At 66.8% G+C, this 20,140-nt stretch carries 22 protein-coding genes; 15 read left to right on the forward strand and 7 right to left on the reverse strand.

Annotated features, from left to right (window positions below; all coding sequences use genetic code 11):
* Positions 1-2 precede the first annotated feature (2 nt).
* The 6 genes from rpmD to RBS60_RS01055 all read left to right on the forward strand — a co-directional run bounded on the left by rpmD (position 3) and on the right by RBS60_RS01055 (position 4,793).
* Positions 3-209, forward strand: a complete 207-nt coding sequence (gene rpmD / locus RBS60_RS01030; RefSeq protein WP_307955649.1) for a 50S ribosomal protein L30 — start codon at positions 3-5, stop codon at positions 207-209.
* Positions 210-704 carry a 50S ribosomal protein L15 gene (rplO, locus tag RBS60_RS01035; protein WP_307955650.1) on the forward strand — a complete coding sequence of 165 codons (495 nt, stop codon included), beginning with the start codon at positions 210-212 and terminating at the stop codon, positions 702-704. It abuts the gene before it with no gap.
* Positions 705-1,011: 307 nt separating this feature from the next.
* Complete coding sequence (gene secY, locus RBS60_RS01040) at positions 1,012-2,328, forward strand: preprotein translocase subunit SecY (protein ID WP_307955651.1); 1,317 nt, start codon at positions 1,012-1,014, stop codon at positions 2,326-2,328.
* 5 nt (positions 2,329-2,333) lie between these two features.
* Entirely contained in the window at positions 2,334-2,906 is a 573-nt protein-coding gene (locus tag RBS60_RS01045; RefSeq protein ID WP_307955983.1) for an adenylate kinase, read from the forward strand.
* A gap of 92 nt (positions 2,907-2,998) precedes the next feature.
* On the forward strand, positions 2,999-3,832 hold the full coding sequence (gene map / locus RBS60_RS01050) for a type I methionyl aminopeptidase (protein ID WP_307955652.1): 834 nt from the start codon (positions 2,999-3,001) through the stop codon (positions 3,830-3,832).
* A 37-nt stretch (positions 3,833-3,869) separates the two neighbouring features.
* Positions 3,870-4,793 (forward strand): NADP-dependent oxidoreductase, encoded by a 924-nt coding sequence (locus tag RBS60_RS01055; protein WP_307955653.1) that lies wholly within the window; start codon positions 3,870-3,872, stop codon positions 4,791-4,793.
* Positions 4,794-4,881: 88 nt separating this feature from the next.
* Here RBS60_RS01055 and RBS60_RS01060 read toward each other — a convergent pair whose 3' ends face one another.
* The 3 genes from RBS60_RS01060 to RBS60_RS01070 form a co-directional block, all read right to left on the reverse strand.
* Positions 4,882-6,228, reverse strand: a complete 1,347-nt coding sequence (locus RBS60_RS01060; protein ID WP_307955654.1) for an ABC transporter substrate-binding protein — start codon at positions 6,226-6,228, stop codon at positions 4,882-4,884.
* A gap of 118 nt (positions 6,229-6,346) precedes the next feature.
* Positions 6,347-7,246, reverse strand: a complete 900-nt coding sequence (locus RBS60_RS01065) for a carbohydrate ABC transporter permease (RefSeq protein WP_307955655.1) — start codon at positions 7,244-7,246, stop codon at positions 6,347-6,349.
* Positions 7,243-8,196, reverse strand: a complete 954-nt coding sequence (locus RBS60_RS01070) for a sugar ABC transporter permease (RefSeq protein WP_307955656.1) — start codon at positions 8,194-8,196, stop codon at positions 7,243-7,245. The genes RBS60_RS01065 and RBS60_RS01070 overlap by 4 nt, the downstream gene beginning before the upstream one ends.
* A gap of 215 nt (positions 8,197-8,411) precedes the next feature.
* Between RBS60_RS01070 and RBS60_RS01075 the strand changes: the two genes are divergently transcribed.
* A complete protein-coding gene (locus RBS60_RS01075) occupies positions 8,412-9,446 on the forward strand; it encodes a P1 family peptidase (RefSeq protein ID WP_307955657.1) in 1,035 nt (344 codons plus the stop codon).
* 237 nt (positions 9,447-9,683) lie between these two features.
* Here the strand turns inward: RBS60_RS01075 and RBS60_RS01080 are convergent, their stop codons facing one another.
* Positions 9,684-10,529 carry a type IV toxin-antitoxin system AbiEi family antitoxin domain-containing protein gene (locus RBS60_RS01080; protein WP_307955658.1) on the reverse strand — a complete coding sequence of 282 codons (846 nt, stop codon included), beginning with the start codon at positions 10,527-10,529 and terminating at the stop codon, positions 9,684-9,686.
* 690 nt (positions 10,530-11,219) lie between these two features.
* On the opposite strand from RBS60_RS01080, the gene RBS60_RS01085 reads away from it, so the two are divergent.
* Positions 11,220-12,128 (forward strand): SRPBCC family protein, encoded by a 909-nt coding sequence (locus RBS60_RS01085; protein ID WP_307955659.1) that lies wholly within the window; start codon positions 11,220-11,222, stop codon positions 12,126-12,128.
* Here the strand turns inward: RBS60_RS01085 and RBS60_RS01090 are convergent.
* Complete coding sequence (locus RBS60_RS01090) at positions 12,125-13,255, reverse strand: NYN domain-containing protein (RefSeq protein ID WP_307955660.1); 1,131 nt, start codon at positions 13,253-13,255, stop codon at positions 12,125-12,127. The genes RBS60_RS01085 and RBS60_RS01090 overlap by 4 nt on opposite strands.
* 262 nt (positions 13,256-13,517) lie before the next feature.
* On the opposite strand from RBS60_RS01090, the gene infA reads away from it, so the two are divergent.
* From infA to RBS60_RS01125, 7 genes are all read left to right on the forward strand, one after another.
* Positions 13,518-13,739 carry a translation initiation factor IF-1 gene (gene infA / locus RBS60_RS01095; RefSeq protein WP_011775571.1) on the forward strand — a complete coding sequence of 74 codons (222 nt, stop codon included), beginning with the start codon at positions 13,518-13,520 and terminating at the stop codon, positions 13,737-13,739.
* A gap of 65 nt (positions 13,740-13,804) precedes the next feature.
* A complete protein-coding gene (gene rpmJ / locus RBS60_RS01100) occupies positions 13,805-13,918 on the forward strand; it encodes a 50S ribosomal protein L36 (protein WP_011775570.1) in 114 nt (37 codons plus the stop codon).
* A 185-nt stretch (positions 13,919-14,103) separates the two neighbouring features.
* Positions 14,104-14,481: a 30S ribosomal protein S13 gene (rpsM, locus tag RBS60_RS01105; RefSeq protein ID WP_066499470.1), complete on the forward strand. Its 378-nt coding sequence runs from the start codon at positions 14,104-14,106 to the stop codon at positions 14,479-14,481.
* Between the two features lie 44 nt (positions 14,482-14,525).
* The gene (rpsK, locus tag RBS60_RS01110; RefSeq protein ID WP_307955661.1) at positions 14,526-14,927 is read left to right on the forward strand and encodes a 30S ribosomal protein S11; all 402 of its coding nucleotides are present in this window, start codon (positions 14,526-14,528) and stop codon (positions 14,925-14,927) included.
* Positions 14,928-15,110: 183 nt separating this feature from the next.
* Entirely contained in the window at positions 15,111-16,124 is a 1,014-nt protein-coding gene (locus tag RBS60_RS01115) for a DNA-directed RNA polymerase subunit alpha (RefSeq protein WP_307955662.1), read from the forward strand.
* A 59-nt stretch (positions 16,125-16,183) separates the two neighbouring features.
* A complete protein-coding gene (rplQ, locus tag RBS60_RS01120; protein ID WP_307955663.1) occupies positions 16,184-16,828 on the forward strand; it encodes a 50S ribosomal protein L17 in 645 nt (214 codons plus the stop codon).
* Positions 16,829-17,052: 224 nt separating this feature from the next.
* Positions 17,053-17,853 carry a tRNA pseudouridine synthase A gene (locus RBS60_RS01125; protein ID WP_307955984.1) on the forward strand — a complete coding sequence of 267 codons (801 nt, stop codon included), beginning with the start codon at positions 17,053-17,055 and terminating at the stop codon, positions 17,851-17,853.
* 10 nt (positions 17,854-17,863) lie between these two features.
* On the opposite strand, the gene RBS60_RS01130 is transcribed toward RBS60_RS01125, so the two are convergent.
* Both RBS60_RS01130 and RBS60_RS01135 read right to left on the reverse strand, forming a co-directional pair.
* Positions 17,864-19,045: an acyltransferase gene (locus tag RBS60_RS01130; RefSeq protein WP_307955664.1), complete on the reverse strand. Its 1,182-nt coding sequence runs from the start codon at positions 19,043-19,045 to the stop codon at positions 17,864-17,866.
* A gap of 206 nt (positions 19,046-19,251) precedes the next feature.
* A complete protein-coding gene (locus tag RBS60_RS01135; protein WP_307955665.1) occupies positions 19,252-20,130 on the reverse strand; it encodes a type II secretion system F family protein in 879 nt (292 codons plus the stop codon).
* Between the last annotated feature and the right edge of the window lie 10 nt (positions 20,131-20,140).

Raw genomic sequence — 20,140 nt, forward strand, 5'->3', positions numbered from 1 at the left:
TCATGGCGAAGAACCTGGCTCCCTCCGACGCCACGTTGGAGATCACGCAGATCAAGGGCGTCGTCGGCGCCAAGCAGAACCAGCGCGATACCCTGCGGTCGCTCGGCCTCAAGCGGATCGGCCACACGGTCACCCGTAAGGCAGACGCGGTCACCGTTGGCATGGTCAACACGGTTCCGCACCTCGTGAAGGTTGAGGAGGCGAAGTAAATGGCTGAGAACGAAAACGCTGCCAAGGCAGAGACTGAGAAGGCTGAGAAGTCTTCCGCGCTCAAGGTCCACCACCTGCGTCCCGCCGTTGGCGCCAAGACCGCGAAGACCCGTGTGGGTCGCGGTGAGGGCTCCAAGGGCAAGACCGCCGGTCGTGGCACCAAGGGCACGAAGGCCCGCTACCAGGTCAAGGCTGGCTTCGCTGGCGGGCAGCTTCCGCTGCACATGCGCCTGCCGAAGCTCCGTGGCTTCAAGAACCCGTTCCGCGTCGAGTTCCAGGTGGTGAACCTGGACCGTCTCTCCGAGCTCTTCCCGGAGGGTGGCGCTGTTTCGGTCGAGGATCTCGTGGCCAAGGGCGCCGTTCGCAAGAACGAGCCGGTCAAGGTTCTCGGCTCCGGCGACATCACCGTCAAGGTCGACGTCACGGCGCACGCCTTCTCGGCGTCCGCCTCGGAGAAGATCGTCGCGGCCGGCGGTTCCGCGAACGTCCTCTGAGAGGCTAGTGGCACCCGGCTGACGCCGTGAGCACAAAGGCCCCGGTCGGCGTCGTGATTATTCACGACGCCGACCGGGGCCTCACGCTTTAAGTCGGCCCCAGCGTGCGGCGGCGCGGGGCGCACGACGGCGACCGGGCCCTTCCCCGTTCGCCGCACCGTAGGTGCCGCTCGGCCCGGGACGGGGCGCCCAATTATCCGCTCAGGGGCCCGTGCCGCTAGACTCGTGAGCTGGACCCATGCTCCGAAGCGCTCACCCGCGTCTCGGAGTGACGACTCTACATTCCTCGACTCGGGGGAGGAGAAGCGTGCTTTCTGCGATTGGCCGGGCATTCCGGACGCCCGACCTGCGGCGCAAGCTGCTGTTCACGCTCGCGATCATTTCCATTTTCCGGCTCGGGGCCTTCATCCCCTCGCCGGGAGTGAACTACCACAACGTCCAGGTGTGCATCTCCCCGGGCGTCCAGGGCGAGCAGACCGGCATCTACCAGATGCTGAACCTGTTCAGCGGCGGCGCGCTCCTCCAGGTGTCGATCTTCGCGCTCGGCATCATGCCGTACATCACGGCGTCGATCATCGTGCAGCTGCTCCGCGTGGTCATTCCGCGGTTCCAGGAGCTGTACGACGAGGGCCAGTCCGGCCAGACGAAGCTGACCCAGTACACGCGCTACCTCACGATCGCGCTGGGCCTGCTGAACGCGACGACGCTGGTCTCGCTCGTCCGTTCGGGCCAGCTGTTCCCGAACTGCCAGCTGCCGATCATCCCGGACACGAGCATCGTCGCCACGATCCTCGTGGTCATCACGCTCACGGCCGGAACCGGCCTCATCATGTGGATGGGCGAGCTCGTGACGGAGAAGGGCATCGGCAACGGCATGTCCCTGCTGATCTTCACGTCCATCGCCGCGCAGTTCCCGTCCTCGCTGGGCGCGATCTGGACCTCGAAGGGCCCGGGCACCTTCTTCATTGTGCTCGTGATCGGCCTCGTCACCATGACGCTCGTCATCTTCGTCGAGCAGTCCCAGCGCCGCGTGCCGGTTCAGTACGCGAAGCGCATGATCGGCCGCCGCACCGTGGGCGGGACGAGCACGTACATCCCGATCAAGGTCAACATGGCCGGCGTGATCCCCGTGATCTTCGCTTCGTCCATGCTCTACCTGCCCGCGCTCCTCGCGCAGTTCAACACCCCGCATGACGGCTCCGCGCCCGCGGGCTGGGTCGAGTGGATCAACAACAACCTGACCCGCGGCGATCACCCGATGTACATGGTCATCTACTTCCTGCTGATCATCTTCTTCACATACTTCTACGTCGCGATCACCTTCAACCCTGAAGAGGTCTCCGACAACATGAAGAAGTACGGGGGCTTCATCCCCGGCATCCGTGCCGGGAAGCCTACTGCGGACTACTTGCAGTACGTACTTTCGCGCATCACGATGCCGGGTGCCCTGTACCTGGGAATCGTGGCTCTTATCCCGCTCATCGCGCTCGTGCTCGTCAACGCGAACCAGAACTTCCCGTTCGGTGGCACGTCGATCCTGATTGTGGTGGGCGTTGGCCTGGAGACGGTCAAGCAGATCGATGCGCAGCTCCAACAGCGGCACTACGAAGGACTATTGCGATGACGAGAATGCTCCTTATTGGCCCTCCCGGCTCCGGCAAGGGCACCCAGGCAGAACGTGTGTCCGAGCGCCTCGAGATCGTAGCGATCTCCACGGGAGACATCTTCCGCTACAACGTCAAGGAGCAGACTCCGCTTGGCATCGAGGCCAAGAAGTTCATGGACGCAGGCGACTTCGTCCCGGACTCCGTGACGAACAACATGGTGCGTGACCGCCTCCTCGAGGACGACGCCGCCAACGGCTTCCTCCTCGACGGCTACCCCCGCACGGTGGCCCAGGTCGAGTACCTCGACGGGATCCTCGCGGAGAAGGGCCAGCAGCTCGACGTCGTGCTCCAGCTCACCGCGGACGACGACGAGCTGGTTGCCCGCCTCCTGAACCGCGCCAAGGAGACTGGCCGCAGCGACGATACCGAGGCCGTGATCCGTCACCGCCTCCACCTGTACCACACGCAGACTGAGGCCGTGGTGTCGCAGTACGCGGACCGCGGCACGCTGACCCGCGTGGACGGCATCGGCGCCGTCGACGAGGTCACCGAGCGCGTGCTGGCGGCCATCGAGTCCGTCAAGTCGGCCTCGTAGAGGCTTTTTGAGCACGACGACGCGTGGCGCCGTCCGGCGGGCAACCTCCGGGCGGCGCTTCGTCAGTCCTGAGGGTGAGTGACGAGGAGAGGATGGCTGTGGGCAGCCAGCGGAAGATCGAGTACAAGAACAACGGGCAGCTGCGGATCATGGCGGAGGCGGGCGTCCTGCTGAGCCGGGCGCTGGACGCGGCCGTGGCCGCCGTGAAGCCGGGAGCCACGACCGACGAGATCGACGCGGCGTTCGCCGAAGTGGTTGACGCCGCCGGCGCCCAGTACAACTTCCTCGGTTACTACGGCTACCCGAAGCACATCTGCGTGTCCGTCAACGACGAGGTGGTCCACGGCATCCCCGGCCCGCGGAAGCTCGTCGACGGCGACATCCTCTCGATTGACGGCGGGTGCATCGTGCGCGGCTGGAATGCCGACTCGGCCCGGACAGTGATCGTGGGGGAGGGCGATCCGGAGGACGTGCGCCTGTCCGAGATGACGCGCCAGGCCATGTGGCGGGGCATCGCGGCGTTTGCCACCGGGTCCCACGTGGGCGACGTCGGTGACGCGATCGACGACTTCGTGTCCGCCCAGGACGGCGCTCCGCTCGGCATCCTCGAGGACTATGTGGGGCACGGCATCGGCTCCGAGATGCACATGGCGCCCGACGTGCTGAACTACCGCACCGGCCACCGCGGCGCCAAGATCAAGCCGGGCATGGCCCTCGCGATCGAACCGATGCTTGTGCGCGGATCCATCGAGACCAAGACCCTCGACGACGAGTGGACCGTCGTGACGACGGACGGCGCGCGCGCCTCCCAGTGGGAGCATTCCGTGGCGCGGCACACGGGCGGCATCTGGGTGCTCACGGCGGAGGACGGCGGCGCCTCCGAACTGGAGCCCCTCGGGGTCGCCCCGGTCCCGATCCCGTCCTGACGGAATACCTCTCGGCAGCGCCGGGTTGGCCACAGGCATGAAGGCATTGACTTATAGCACCTACGGCTCCGCGGACGTCCTCGAGCTCACTGACCTCCCCACGCCGCATCCGGGCTCCGATTCCGTGCTCGTGAAGGTGAAGGCCGCGAGCATCAACCCTGTGGACTACAAGGCCCGCGAAGGCTACCTCCGCAGTGTGCTCGATACCGTGTTCCCCGCGGTGCCGGGCTGGGACGTCGCCGGCGTCGTGGTCAGGCCGGGCCTGGACACTCCCGAGTTCGCCGCGGGCGACGAGGTCCTCGCCTATGCCCGCAAGGACGTGATCTCCGGCGGGACGCTTGCCGAGTACGTGGAGGTTCCCGTGCGGACGGCGGCTCGGAAGCCTGAGGGCCTGAGCTTCGAGCCCGCCGCCGCGCTGCCGCTCACCGGCCTCACGGCGCTCCAGACCGTGCGGCGGGCGGGCGTCTCGGCCGGGCAGACCGTGCTCATCCATGCCGCCGCGGGCGGCGTGGGCTCCTTCGCAGTCCAGCTCGCGGTCCTCGCGGGCGCGCGTGTGATCGGCACGGCGTCGGAGCCCAACCACGGCTACCTCCGCTCGCTCGGGGCGGAGCCTGTCGCCTACGGAGACGGCCTCGTGGACGCCGCGAGGGCCCTGGCCCCCGAGGGCTTCGACGTGATCCTCGACTTCGTGGGCGGCGACGCGATGGACACGGTCCCGCAATTGCTCCGCGAGGGCGGCATGGTTGCCTCGATCACCGACCCTCGCGCCCGCGACACCTACGGCGGCCAGTACGTGTGGGTCCGCCCCCACTCGGAGCAGCTCGCCGAGCTGGCACAGCTCGCGGCCGAGGGAACGCTCAAGGTCGAGATTGCCGATGTCTTCGAGCTCGACCATGCCGCCGAGGCCTACCGCAGGCTCGAGACCGGCCACGTGCGCGGCAAGCTCGTCGTCCGGGTCTGATCCGTCCTCCGACGCCCGTGAAGCGCGACGACGCCGCTCACCCCGGGAGGTGAGCGGCGCCGTTGTGTGCGGTTGCCGCAGGCGGAGGCTAGGCCTTCAGCTTCGGCTTGACGTCCTTCTCGTAGATGCCGGTCAGCGTCTTCTTGAGGTCCGCGAGCGTGGCCTTGACGTCGCCCTGCTGAGTGACGATCTTGGCGACGGCCTTGCCCATCTCCTGGTCCGCACCCGGGAGGAAGACGCGGGCGTTGTCCTGGACCTTGGTCACGGCGAGCTGGTCGATCGCGGTCTGGATCTGCGGTGTCTTGGCCAGCACTGCGGTCATGTCCGCGGACTTGCGCACCGGCATGTAGCCGGTTGCCGAGGAGAAGAGCGCGGCGTTCTCGGGCTCGCCCACGAACTTGATGAACATGGCCGCGGCGAGCTGCTGCTCCTTGGTCACGCCCGCGGAGATCGCGAGCCCGGCGCCGCCGGTCGGGACCACGGGCTTGGAGGCCTTGGGGCCGCCCGGGAGGAAGCCGACGCCCACGTTGAACTTCGAATCCTTGAGGATGCCCACGAGTCCGCCGGTCGAGTTGATCGTGGTAGAGGCGATGCCTGCCGCGAAGTCGGCGCCCTGATCCTTCGAGGACACGCCGGCCCACTTGTCCTTGTAGACCGAGTCCTGGATCCACTGCATCGCGGCGACGGCGTCGTCCGAGTCACACGTGATGTCCCAGCCCTTGGACCAGCCCGAGCCCCAGCCCCACAGGTTGTTCTGCATGGTCCAGCCGGCGTAGCCCGCCAGCGGGCCGTACTGGAACGCGTTCTGCGCAGCGCCCAATGCCTTGAGCTTGGGGGCCCATTCAGCGAACTCGGTCCACGTGGTCGGCGCACGGTCAGGCAGACCAGCGGCCTTGAAGTGGTCCTTGTTGTAGTAGAACAGCGGCGTGGACCGGGCATACGGCATGGCCCACTGCTTGCTGTTGTACTGGTAGTCCTGCACGAGCGAGTCGCGGTAGTCGCCCACGTTGACGCCCAGCTGCTTGTTGAGCGAGTCCAGCGAGATGATGCTGTCGTTGATGAAGAAGCGGAACCACCACACGTCCGAGAGCACCGAGACGGCCGGCAGGCCCGTGTTCGCGGCCAGGGCGGCCTGGAGCTTCTGTGCGGTCTCCTCGTAGTTGGCGCCCGCCGTGACGAGGTTGACCTTGATGCTCGGGTTGGCGGTCTGGAACTTCTCGATGAGCTGCTTCTCGACATCCTCGGACTTGCCGGGGTGGCTCGACCAGAAGTCGAACGTCGCGGCGGGCTTGACGCCCGAAAAGTCGATGTCCGCTGCGGCGGTGGTTGCCGCGGTGCCCGAGGTGTCCGGGCCACCGCACGCGGCGAGGGCCGCAGCGGCTGTGCCGGCTCCGGCCAGGCCCAGGAAATGGCGGCGGTCGAGTCGGAATGACATGGTGTGCCTTTCGTTATGGGTGCTTTGGGGAACGGGTCTGGGGGCGCACGACGGCGGGTGGCCAGCGTCGCGCTCGAGGCGAGCGGGCGGCGTCGTGCGCCGACTCCGCCCGCAGCGCCTAGCCGGTGACGGAGCCCTGGGTGAGGCCAGCGACGATGTAGCGCTGGAGCATCGCGAAGACGATGAGCACCGGAAGGATCACGAGGACAGCGCCCGCCATGAGGATGCCCCAGGTGCCGCCACCGCCTTCGGAGTTCTGCAGCAGGGTCAGGCCTACGGGCAGCGTCATGACCTCGGGCTTGTCCGTGATGATGAGGGGCCAGATGTAGTCGTTCCACTCGGACACGATCGTCACGAGCGCCACGGTGGCGATCGAGGGGACCGAGATCGGCACCACGACCTGCCACAGGCGCTTCCAGTGACCGGCGCCGTCGATCTCCGCCGCCTCGAGGATCGAGCCGGGCAGCGTCATGAAGTGCTGTCGAAGGAGGAACGTACCGAATGCCGTGCCGAGGCCCGGGAGGATGATGCCCCAGAGGGTGTTCTTCCCGCCGATGCCCGCGATGAGCACGTAGTTCGGCAGGATCGAGACCTGCGAGGGAACCATGAGCGCCACGAGGATGAGCACGAAGATCACGTTCTTGAACGGGAAGCGCACAAACACTAGGGCGTACGCGGTCATGATCGCGAGGGTGACCTTGACGGTGGCTCCGACGGCGGTGACGATCGCCGAGTTGAGGAAGAACCGCCCGAACGGCACGGTGGTCATGGCCGTGGCGTAGTTGTCCAGGGTGACCGAGTCGGGGAGGATCTTGAGGTCCGTCGTGAGGATTTCGTGTGGCGTCTTGAACGAGCTCAGCACCATCCACAGCAGGGGCAGGGCAATGATGAGCGTCGCGATGATGAGCGGCAGGTAGCCGCCGGCGATGGTGCGGACGAGGTTCTGCGACGAGAACGGACGCGGTCGGACGGGTTCACCGGCGTGGGCGGAGACTTCGACGGGTGCGGGGGCGCTCATGCGTAGTGCACCTTCTTCTCGACGAAACGGATCTGCACCACGGTGATGACGAGCAGGATCACGAAGAGGACCACGGAGATCGAGGCCGAGTAGCCGGCGCGGTTGTACGCGCCGAAGGCCTGGAGGTAGGCCTCGTAGATCAGGGTGCTCGTGCCGTTGCCGAGCGGGGTCATGATCCTGATCAGGTCGAAGGCCTGGAGGCTCGAGATGATCGTGGTGATGAGCAGGAAGAACGTGGTGGGGGAGAGCAGCGGGAGGCTGATGCTCAGGAAGCGGCGCACAGGCCCGGCGCCGTCGAGCGACGCGGCTTCCATGACGTCGTTCGGGAGGGACTGCAGCCCCGCGAGGTACACCACCGCGCAGTAGCCCAGGTTCTTCCAGACATACACGATGATGACCATCGTCAGCGCGAGCTGCGGGTTGTTGAACCACTCCGGGCTCTTCGCGCCGAAGCTCCGCAGGACCCACGAGAGGGCGCCGTAGCCGGGGTCGAAGATGAACATCCAGACGAGGCCCACGCCCACGCCCGAGAGGACGTAGGGGGCGAACACCGCTGACCGAGCGAATGTGGTGCCGCGGACCTTCGCGTTCAGGGCGAGGGCCACGAGGATCCCCAAGACCATGGAGAGCCCCACGGTGAGTACCGTGAAGAGGCCCGTGGTGCCGAGGACTCGGGGGGCGTCGTCGCTCGTGAAGAACGTGACGTAGTTGTCGAGCCCGATGTTCCGGGCGGTCTTCGAGCCGAGCGTCCAGTCGAGGAACGAGTACTGGAGGTTCGTGAAGAGCGGTCGGTACGTGAACACCCCGATCAGCACCAGGTTCGGGAGGGCGAACGCGAGGAAGACCCAGAAATCGCGCCGCGTGCGGCCTGCGAATCGTGGGCGCCGGTGCTCTGGCTTCGGCTGAGCTGATGGGGACTGCGAACTGCGTTCCAGTGTTAGATCGCTCATGGACGAACCCGGCGGATGGCATAGGACATTGAGAAGACCTTCCTTCGGTCTTGGGCATACTCCAAAACCCCCCGGGATAGTGGATCATGGCGCGATGTTACGGGTCACCGAAATCTGGTGAACGTGGGATGAATTTCCCCTCGTGTATCCGAGAGTTAACCCTGTGTTGGTATCGGGAGTGGCCAACATCACGGGCCCCCGCGTTGAATGGGCCCATGGGATCCCTTCTCGATGTGCCCGGGCTCCGGGTTGGACACGCACAGCGCACGGACGGTGGGTGGCTCACGGGAGTGACCGCCGTCGTGCTTCCTCCCGGCAGCGCCGGAGGGGTGGACGTGCGAGGGGGTGGGCCTGGAACGATCGAGACTGACGCCCTCGACCCCTCGACCCTCGTGCAGACCGTGGACGGGATCGCGTTGACCGGCGGGAGCGCGTACGGGCTCGCCTCCGCCAGCGGTGTCCAGCTGTGGCTCGAGGAGCAGGGTCAGGGGCATCCTGTGATGGGCGGCGTGGTGCCGATCGTGCCCGGGGCTGTGATCTTCGACCTCGGCCGCGGGGGCGACTTCCGCGCGCGACCCGATGCCGCGATGGGGTACTCGGCCGCTGCCGCTGCCGTGGGTCTCGAGGACGCGTCCGACGGCGGCCTCCGCGGCTGCGTCGGGGCCGGCACCGGTGCGGTGCTCGGCAGGGGGCAGTACAAGGGCGGCGTCGGGATGGCTTCCGTGCGACTTCCCGGCGGGGCCGTGCCGGGGCCGCCCGGGGCGCCCGAGGTCTCGCTGCCTGAGGGGATCGTCGTGGGAGCGATCGCCGTGGTGAACGCTGCGGGGTTCCCGGTCTTCGCCGAGGCTGGCGCGCATATGGGGGAGGGCTGGTCCGGCGCGCCCGTGGTCAACGGCACCGTGCACGACGCCGCCCGCTCGCCCGAGTCGCTGAACACGACGCTCGCGGTGGTCGCCACCAACGCGGCACTGACACCGGCGGAGAGCAGGCGGCTCGCGACCGCCGCGCACTCGGGCCTGGCCCGGGCCCTGGACCCCAGCCATACGCAGGTCGACGGCGACACGATCTTCGGTGTCTCGACGAGGGCCATCGAGTTCGACCGCTCGACGGACGCGGGCCGCGTCGTGGGGCTCATGATGGTCCAGATCGCCGCCGCCCAAGCTGTGCGCGAGGCGATCCTCGACGGAGTCCGTTCGGCCACCGCTGTCACAACGCCCGCTGGTTCCTGGGAGCCCTACCCGGCGGCGTGAGCGGCGTGCGGGCTGACTGGTGGGTTGGCGGCGGGGGCCTGTCGGCTCGTGGCTGGCGCGCGGATAGAGGTTTGCGCGTGCTGTGGTCGGCCTCGGAGGCGGCCACGCGAGCGTGTACCGTGGTCCCCAGCTCTTGGGGCCACCCGCGTTGCAGCGTGTCCGCGAGCCCCTTGATCATGCGGGTTGAAGGCAGAAGCTGGGGACGAAGGCACCGAAAGGTGGGGAGGAACGCACGCCTCACAGGACTGGCAGCCTGCCCATGGAAAGCCGAGCCGCCACGACGGCCTTGACCCGCTCAACCATCTGATCCGGATGATGCACCACATCGCCGTAGCCGACCCGAACTACCGCCAGACGCAGCGTCTGCGCGTGGGCATCACGCGCGTAGTCCTTGTACCGGCTCGCGGGCTTCTGGTGCTCCTTGCCGTCGGTCTCGAGGATCACGCATTCCTCGACGAGGTGATCCACCCAACCGACGCCTCCAATCTCTACCTGCGACCGTACGCGCAGGCCTGCCCGGCGCAGATGGGTCCGGGCAAGAGTCTCCACGAGCGAGTCGGCCCCCGGCTCGATCAGATCGAGCACCGCGCGTACACGGCCGTTGCGGCGCCCTGGCAACTGCGCGAGCAGGTAGTCCTTCGACAATCCCTTCTGGACAGCGGACTCGGCAATCACGAGGGCCTCAAGCTCGGGCAGGCAGGAGAGGGCATGCAGCACCACGTCGGCGAGGGATGCGAACCGGCTCCCCGGGTCGGCAGCGGCCCACGACTGCCGGTGCACTACGGCTCGGTCCGACACCAGGCGCCCGTCGGACCGGAGCAGATGCACCTTCTCGGGCTCGTGCAGCACCCAGAGTCCGTGGTTTTCGGCTGCGGACACGCAGGTCAGGAGGGAGTTGGTCGTCAGGCACCGCACGAGCAGGGGGTCGGCGTCGGGAAGTGCGACGACGCCCCGCGCCGGCTGCTCGATCGAGCCCTTCGCCAGCGCTGCCTGCAGTTGACGGCGGCTCACGCCCAGGGACAGGAGTTCCCCCGTGCGGGCGGCGCCATTCCTCAGAGCGACGAGCTCCTTGACGTTGGGCATGCCCTCATCGTCGCTGGCTCCAATCCGGTACTGCGGCGGCTTCAACTCCTATGTGGACAACAACTCATATGTGGACAAGGTGCGACACGGTGGTCCGGCGTGGGCAAGGTGCCGCATCGACGCGAAGGGACGCGTTGCGGCCGGCTGGCAGCCGAGAAGGCCTTCGAGGGCCTTCCGCGCAGGAAGCACTCTTCGCGAGAGGACCTCTAGGGCGGGCCGAGTCCGGTGGGTGCTGCACGGATGGCTGATCGGTACCGTGCTCCCTAGGTCTCGGATGAGACGGCACCCGGTCGGGTCTCTCTGGGTGCTGCACGGATGGCTGATCGGTACCGTGCTCCCCAGCTCTTGGCGCGTGCCGGCGCTCGGCGCTCGCGGGTTCCGCGGGATCCTGCGGGTTGAAGGCTAAAGCTGGGGAGCACGGTACCGAAAGGTGGGGAGGGACGCGCGGGATCCTGCGGCCGCCGGCTCCGGGGCCCCAGCTTCCAGCGGCGCCTACGGGCCTCCCTCTTGCGGGTTGCGGCTTCGGCGCCTTGGCCCCGGCTTGTCGGCCTCCGGCCGATGGCTTCTGCGGCCGTCGGCATCGCGACCCCGGGGACCTTCTCCTCTGGGCCGGCCGTCCGCGATTCGCTTGACTGAAGGCGCAGCCGATCCGAAGGCGGCCTGGCCGCCCTCCCAGAGGAGATGAGAACGATGGCACAGAGCCTCGTCCGGAGCGTCACGATCAATGCCCCCGTGGAAAAGGTGTTCGCCTTCTTGAGCGATCCGACCGATTGGATGCTCGCGTTCCCCAGTGAATCCGAGGTCACCGACCTCGACATCAAGCCCGGCGGAGTGGGTACGTCGGCCAAGTGGACCGCCAAGATCTTCGGCGTCAACATGTCTGTGACTCACGAGTATCGGGAAGTGATCCCCAACCAGCGCATCGTTTCCAAGGCCTCGGCCGGACCCGTTGTGACGTTTGCCCTCGAGCCGGTCGAAGGCGGGACCGCCCTCACGGTTGACGAAGACATCGACGTTCAGACGCCGCTCGTTCGCGTCCCGCTCCACGCGCTGCTGGTCAAATGGACCGAAGGCGACATTGAGGCAATGGTGGCGAACGTCAAGAGCCTCGTCGAGACGGGGCAGAAGGCGGTCACCGCTGCCGACGAGAAGCCCCGGGGCACTCACCTCCTGGCCGCGTCGGACGAGATCAGCATCGCGGCGCCGGTCGAGAGGGTGTTCGAGCTCGTCAAGGACCCCTCGGTGTGGCTGGGGGAAGACGTCGAGATCTCAAACCACACGGTCACACCCGCGGGTGTTGGGACAACGTTCACGGCGTCTTGGAAGGTTTTGGGCATCCCGCTGAAGACGACCCACGAGTACACCGAGTACGTCCCGGACGAGCACTTCACCTCGAAGTCCTCCTTTGGCCCCGAGTTCAGAATCTCCGTGGCTCCGGAGGGCAGCGGGACCAAGCTCACGTACGCATACGAGGTACTCCCGTCCAACTGGGCTGATGCGGCCGTGGACTCCCTCGTGATGAAGATGTCGGAGCGCAGCCAGACGGAACTGCTCGAGAAGATCAAGGCCACTGCTGAGGCAGGGGCCAGCCAGTCCTAGCCCGCGGCAGACGCCGAACGCCGGTGCACCACGTAGCCATGCCTCTCGTCGCGGTCGAGCGCAAACGGCGTTGCCACGAGCGCATCCTGAAGCATCCCGGCGAACTTGCTATACCCGACGTCGCTGAAGTCGGTTCCGGCAACATGCCGGCGCACGAGCAACCCGGCCTCGGCGGCGGGCAGCCGCTTCCTTGCGTCCACCACCGCGCCAAGCGGTCCGCTCAGGAAGAGGGCCCGAACGGCACGGAGGTAGGCCGCTCGGTTCTCGTCGTCGGAGGGCTCCGCGGACGACGGCGGCGCGCTGGCTTGCGTGGATGGGCTCACCCGGCGCTGGGGCTCCGGCGGGGCCGCAGGTGCCGTGGGGGCACCGGGCCGGTGGACCGCGAGCCCGCAGTGCTCTTCGACGAAGGCGCCGAGCGTGGCCGAGCCGAAGTCCTTGAACGTCACGGAGGGCCACTTCTGCCGCAGATGCTGGCCGAGGGGAGAGCCGTCGACTCTGCCTTTGACCCGCATCCCGGGGTTGCGTTCGATCGCCGCGAGGATCTCGGCGCGGTATTCCTTGAGGGTCGGACCGGTAGCCCGGCCGGGCGCGGCGGCCGGTTTCGCTGGTGCTGGCTCAGGCGAGGCGACCTCGAGCACGTGGTACTCGTCGGCGGCCGATGCCAGGAGGCGGTTGACGGCGCCAGCGGCTGCGTGGTTGGTCGAGGCCACGATCACGCGCTTGTTGAGCTGTCGGAGCCGGCGGACGAGCGGGACGAATCCGCCGTCGCCGCTCACGATGACGAAGGTATCCGTCCACGGCCGGTCCTGAGCCTCAGCAAGGACGTCGACGCACATTTGGATGTCCGCCGCGTTCTTGACGTTCCGGGTGAAGGAGAAGACCTGGACGGCCTCGATCCCGTGGGCGAGGAGATCGTCCTGATAGGAGCGCATGGCCGGCTGGGCCCAGTTCGCGTAGGCGCGGATAGCCGTGGCCCGGGCCCGGTTCCCGTTGTGGAGGAGGCTCAGGAGCTGCCTGGCGATCGGCGCCAGTGGCACCGAGCCCACGTCCTTGGAATACCCTCCGAACAGATTCTCCAGATCAATGAATACGGCAGCGTTTCCCTGACGCTGAGCAGCCTCGGCCATTCGTCCCCCCAAGCGGTCCCTCAGATTGAGGAATTCTCCCATGCCGCGTGCAGGACTCGGTCTCGGGCGGCCGCGGGCGGACCGGTCGGGCAGGGGCCCGTGTACCATGGGCCGATTTAACTTCCGGTCCCATGAGGCGTACAGTTGTGTGTTGGCTGTCGGTCCTCCCATGCCCTTTTGGGGGTGCGGGGACGCCAGTCGTCAAACCATACACGTCCGTCGGGGGCACAGTGCGCCCGGCGGCAGACAGTAAGCGGAGGCTATGGCCAAGAAGGACGGTGTCATCGAGATCGAGGGCGTCGTGACTGAAGCGCTGCCCAACGCGATGTTCCGCGTTGAGCTGACGAACAAGCACGTCGTACTTGCTCACATCTCGGGGAAGATGCGCCAGCACTACATTCGCATCCTCCCTGAGGACCGCGTAGTGGTGGAGCTCAGCCCGTACGACCTGACCCGCGGCCGGATCGTCTACCGCTACAAGTAAGCAGCACGCCCGGGGGCACCCGGGCGTTCATGCTGACCACCTGCAGAACACGCAAAGGGAACACCATGAAGGTCAAGCCGAGCGTCAAGCAGATCTGCGACAAGTGCAAGGTGATCCGCCGTAACGGGCGGGTCATGGTGATCTGCGAGAACCCGCGCCACAAGCAGCGCCAGGGCTGATCCTTCCCCGTCAGGGAGAGGGACTAACCCGGGCAACGCCCACGCAATAACTAGAGAAGGCAGCACAAGCTGCGCTGGGACGAATGGGCCCGGACAGCTGACCCCCGGTCCGGAGGCTGGGGCCGCTCGAGAACGAGCGGGTGTACTGCCTACGACCTCCGGTGAACACAAGGAGAACCGCCACTATGGCTCGTCTCGCTGGCGTTGACATTCCCCGCGAAAAGCGGCTGGAAATCGCGCTTACTTACATCTATGGCGTGGGTCGCACCCGTGCAAAGGAAACGCTCGCTGCCACGGGCATCAGCGCGGACGTCCGGGTCAAGGACCTGACGGACGCCGAGCTGGTCCAGCTGCGTGACTACATCGAGGGCAACTACAAGGTTGAGGGTGACCTCCGCCGCGAGGTGGCCGCCGACATCCGCCGCAAGGTCGAGATCGGCAGCTACGAGGGTCTGCGCCACCGCCGGGGTCTCCCGGTCCGCGGCCAGCGCACCAAGACCAACGCTCGCACCCGCAAGGGTCCGAAGCGCACCGTCGCCGGCAAGAAGAAGGCCGGCCGCTGATAGCGGCTTCGGTCACCCAGAAACCTCAGGTAGGAGAGAGCTAAATGCCCCCGAAGACTCGTGCTGCGGTCCGCAAGCCGCGCCGCAAGGACAAGAAGAATATCGCGCTCGGTCAGGCGCACATCAAGAGCACCTTCAACAACACCATCGTGTCCATCACGGACCCGTCCGGTGCTGTGATCTCGTGGGCCTCGGCCGGTGAGGTCGGCTTCAAGGGCTCCCGCAAGTCCACCCCGTACGCCGCCCAGCAGGCTGCGGAGTCGGCTGCGAAGCGCGCCCAGGAGCATGGCCTCCGCAAGGTCGACGTGTTCGTGAAGGGTCCGGGTTCGGGCCGCGAGACCGCGATCCGCGCGCTGCAGGCCGCTGGCCTCGAGGTCGGTTCCATCTCGGACGTGACCCCGAGCGCGCACAACGGCTGCCGCCCGCCCAAGCGCCGCCGCGTCTAACAAGTTGCCGGGGCCGGTGGGACCCGTCCGCGAGAGGTGACCGCCCGGCGTCGTGCGTCAGAAATGGCGCACGACGCCGAGTGCCCGCCTCGAACGGATGCCCCGCCTGGCTTCATTACTTAGTTCAGACCCCATCCATCTGTGTTGCGTCATATAGCGGATGCTTCCTGAAAGGAAAACCAAGTGCTCATTGCACAGCGCCCCACCCTGTCTGAAGAAGTAGTATCCGAAAACCGCTCCCGCTTCGTCATCGAGCCGCTGGAGCCGGGCTTCGGGTACACCCTGGGCAACTCGCTGCGCCGTACGCTGCTCTCCTCGATCCCGGGGGCGGCAGTGACCAGCATCCGCATCGACGGCGTGCTGCACGAATTCACCACGGTCGAGGGGGTCAAGGAGGATGTCACCGAGATCATCCTCAACCTCAAGAGCCTCTCGATTTCCTCGGATCAGGACGAGCCCGTCGTCGCGTACCTGCGCAAGCAGGGCCCCGGCGTCGTGACCGCCGCGGACATCGCGCCGCCGGCCGGCGTGGAGATCCACAACCCGGATCTGCACATCGCCACCCTGAACTCCAAGGGCAAGTTCGAGCTCGAGCTGACCATCGAGCGCGGCCGCGGCTACGTGTCTGCGGCGCAGAACAAGTCCGGGGATGCGGAGATCGGCCGGATTCCGGTGGACTCGATCTACTCGCCCGTGCTGAAGGTGACCTTCCGCGTGGAGGCGACCCGTGTTGAGCAGCGCACCGACTTCGACAAGCTCATTGTCGACGTCGAGACGAAGCCGGCCATCGTGCCGCGCGACGCCGTTGCTTCCGCCGGCACCACCCTCGTGGAGCTGTTCGGTCTCGCCCGCGAGCTGAACACCGCCGCCGAGGGCATCGAGATCGGCCCGTCCCCGACGGATGCCGCACTCGCCGCGGACATGGCGCTTCCGATCGAGGATCTGGACCTCACCGTCCGTTCGTACAACTGCCTCAAGCGCGAGGGCATCCACTCCGTGGGTGAGCTCGTGGCCCGTTCCGAGGCGGACCTGATGGACATCCGGAACTTCGGCGCGAAGTCGATCGACGAGGTCAAGGCCAAGCTCCTCGAGCTCGGCCTCTCGCTGAAGGATTCGCCCGTCGGATTCGACCCCCTCGCCGCGCGCGCTGCCGCGGGCGACGAGGACGACGCTGCCTTCAGCGACGACGAGCTCTAAGACAATTCTGCCCGCTGCCGGTCCCGTGCCGGCAGCGTCCCACACGAGGAGAAACTACTATGCCAGCACCCGCCAAGGGCCCGCGTCTGGGCGGTGGCGCTGCTCACGAGCGCCTCATGCTCGCGAACCTTGCTACGGCTCTTTTCGAGCACAAGCGGATTACCACCACCGTGACGAAGGCCAAGCGCCTCCGCCCGGTCGCCGAGCGCCTCATCACGTTCGCGAAGCGCGGCGACCTCGCCTCGCGCCGCCGTGTCCAGGCCGCCATCTCGGCGCGCACCAACACGAACAAGGGCATCATCCACGAGCTCTTCACCGAGATCGCCCCGCAGATGGCGGAGCGCAACGGTGGCTACACCCGCATCACCAAGATCGGCAACCGCAAGGGCGACAACGCGCCCATGGCTGTCATCGAGCTCGTGCTCGAGCCGATCTCGGGCAAGCAGGCTGTGGTGAAGGAGGCCTCCTCGGCCACCGCCAAGGCTGCCCCCAAGGCTGACGCCACCGTCGAGGCTCCGGCCGTTGAGGTCGAGGAGACCGAGGCTGTCGAGGCTGAGGTCGCCGAGTCGGAGACCGAGGTTGTCAAGGAGGAGGCCGCCGAGGCCGAGTCCGCTGCTGAGGCTTCCCGCGAGACCGCAGCCGAGGCCGAGTCCGCCGAGGCCGAGGCTGCTGCCAACGAGAACGCCGAGAAGCGCTCCCGCTGAAACGCGCCATGACGCCTCGATAGACTGGGCTCATGAGTGCAGAGAAGGCCCCCGTTCCCGATTCTGGGAACGGGGGCCTTCTGGCGTCTTCGGGGGGTCCTGGGACGCCTCTGGTGGTCTCTGGGGCGCACGACGGCGCGGGCTCGGGCGCCGCTCTTCAGAGCCGTTCGGTGCGGGTGCGGCTCGATCTCGCGTACGACGGCGCGCCGTTCAGCGGCTGGGCCATGCAGCCCGGGCTTCGCACGGCTCAGGGGACGCTCGAGGAGGCGCTCGCGCTCCTGTTGCGTCGGCCGGTCCGTGTGGTGGTCGCCGGGCGCACCGATGCTGGGGTGCACGCGCGCGGGCAGGTGGTGCATCTGGACCTCACGGGGGACGAGTGGGCCGGTCTCTCGCGGCGGTCATCGGAGTCGCCGGAGCACGCCCTCGTGCGGAGGCTGGGCGGCGCTCTGAGCCGCGTGCTCGGGGAGGCGACGGGCGCGCTCGTGGTGCATCGCGCGGTCGTTCCTCCGCCGGGGTTCGACGCGCGGTTCTCGGCGCTGTGGAGGCGCTATTCGTACCGGATCGCGGACCGGCCCGAGGACTGGGACCCGGTGCTGCGCGGTACGACGCTGTGGCACCGCGCGGAGGTGGACGTGGCGCGCATGAACGCCGCCGCCGAGCAGCTTCTGGGGCTCCAGGACTTCCTCGCGTTCTGCAAGCCGCGGGAGGGGTCCACGACGGTCCGGACGCTCGAGGAGCTCTCGTTCGAGCGGCTGGACGGCGGCGTGGTGGTTGCCCGGGTGCGCGCGGACGCCTTCTGCCACACCATGGTGCGCGCCCTCGTCGGCTCGGCGCTGCGGGTGGGGGAGGGGCTCGAGAGCGTTGAGTGGCTGCACGAGCGCATGCTCGCCCGTGTGCGGGACGCGAAGACGCGCCTCGCGCCGGCGCACCCGCTCGTGCTCGAGGAGGTCGGGTACCCGGAATCCGCGGCGGAGATGGCCGAGCGGGCGGAGCTCACGCGGGCACGACGGGAGCAGATCAGCTGAGACGGCGTGCTCAGTTCTGATCGAGGGACGAAGCCGGAGTACGCCGCGCTGCGCGTAAGGCACTCCACGCTTTTCGGGCTCCGAGTGCTGGGCGCTCCACCAGCACGCAACTTAGCATCGCCAGCGGCCACGTTCCCACTAGGGCCAACGCAGCATACGCAAGAGGGGGTGCGTTGGCAGGCACGTGCGTAAGCGCTAGGACTTGCTGTACGGGCCAACCATAGATGTACAGGCCATAGGAGATGTCGTATCGGGCCCCGATCCTGGACAGTCTGCTGCTTGAGCCAGCCCTCAAGACAATGTAGGCGAGGGGGAGGGACGCTAGAGCAGGACCTAGCCCGGAGGCGAATGCTGCCCACGATGCGCCGATCGCCAATGTGAGCGTCCAAGGGCCAGTCGGTACGTGGTGGCGTACGAGAGCAAGCAAGGATCCGGCGAGGAAGATTCCGATGAGAGGCGGCGCCATCAGGATCGGGTGGGGTGACGCCGTGAGACCTGCGGCAGCTCGGGCCAGCGTCACCAAAGTCACGATCGCTAGCAGGCTGAGGATGACCAGCGGGAGGAATCTGGCACGAACTTTCTGCCCGATGACGAAGACCACGAATCCGATGACGACGTAGCACAGCGCCTCCCACGTAAGTGTCCAAAGAGGACCGTCCCATTGGAGCGGGTCGCTGTTTCCCTGCAAGGCTGTCCCGACGCGGGGACTCGGCAGTATGCCGAGGAGGAGCGTGAGAGCTGTGACAATGAACGCCGCCGCCCCTTCGAGATCAAAGGAACCAGGATTCATCAACGCCCCAATCGCCGCGGCGGCGAATCCGACCAACGGTGCGGCAACGATGAGGGGCGGGTAGATTCGCGCGAACCTGCTGGCGAAGAAGTCCACGGCTGAATGAGTTCGCTGGGCACTCAGGGTGATGAGGTATCCGGAAATGGCAAAGAAGCCGGTGACGGCCGCGCCTCCGAGCGTGAGCCCATACAGCGACGGTTCCGGTCCGTAGCCGCCGAGGGACCATGCATGGGACACAATGACGGCTACTGCGAACACGAGTCGGAGAGCGTTGAGGGAATTGCCTCCGAATTCGGCAAGGGTGTCGCGTCTTGTACTAGGGCTGAGGAGCCCCCTCCCGGGTCTGGGTTCCGGGAGGGGGCTCCGTCTGTAGGGCCCAGAACGGGCGTGTGAGGGCGTCACGGGATACCGAGAATGGTCCTGATCGATGTCGCAGCTGTTGTGAAGTAAGTTCCCAGAGCCGCACCGAATAGACCAATACCCACCGAAATGACCACAGCGATAAGGCCTAACAGTGCGGCATACTCGGTCGCAGTCGCTCCTCGTTCAGGGTGTTCCGCGCCTCGCCGAAATATGCGCTCAGATCTGTGAAGTTCCACGGCGGGCCTCTACGAGAAGGTCTTGATGATGCCCATGATTGCTGGGCCGAGGATGATGATGAACATGGCCGGAAGGATTGCGAAAATCAGGGGGAAGAGGATCTTCACGGGAATCTTCATGGCATGCTCCTCGGCCCGCTGCCGTCGCTTGAGCCGCATCTCCTGGGCCTGCGTTTTGAGGACCTTGGCGATGGCGATGCCGTACTGGTCGGCTTGGACGATGGATCGAACAAACGACCTGATATCCGGGAAGCTGGCCCGGGCGGCCAGATCAGTATAGGCCTCGCGGCGTGAGCGGCCCACCTGGATATCCTGCAGTGTCCTGACGAATTCATCGGACAATGGACCCGTCGTGCTTTCAGAAGCCCGAGCCATGGCGCCTTCGAATCCGATGCCTGCCTCGACCGAGATGAGCATTTGGTCGAGCATGTTGGGCAGCGCCAGTTGCATCGCGTGCCGCCTCTTCTGGGCGGAGTTGTTCAGGAGGATGTCGGGCACGAAGTAGAACAGCACCCCGAGGGCGATCAGCAGGAGGAAGCGAGGGCCGTCCGGGTGGGGGAGCAGAACAAGTATGCCGAGGAAGAGCCCGAGGAGGGCCAGAAGGGGCTTGGCGACGAGCACGCGGTCCAGGGGCCATGACCGAGGCCGTCCGGCGCCTGCAAGCTTTCCGTCGAGCCATGCGGTGTAGCCGACGGGAGTGATCCTGCGAGACAGAGCCGTGAGGGCCTCCGAGATCGACGTCGTGGAATGCTTCGGCCCGGCTTTGAGGAGTCCGAGGTTCTTCTCGATCGCGGCTCGCGCGCTCCGGTCTGGTGTGACGATGCTCCAGGTCAGGAAGGCGACTGGAAGCACGATCGCAAGGATTGCTCCAATTGCTAAGACGTTCATGTCTAGCTCC

Origin of the sequence: Sinomonas sp. ASV486, from assembly GCF_030908215.1 — a bacterium.
GTDB lineage: Bacteria > Actinomycetota > Actinomycetes > Actinomycetales > Micrococcaceae > Sinomonas > Sinomonas puerhi.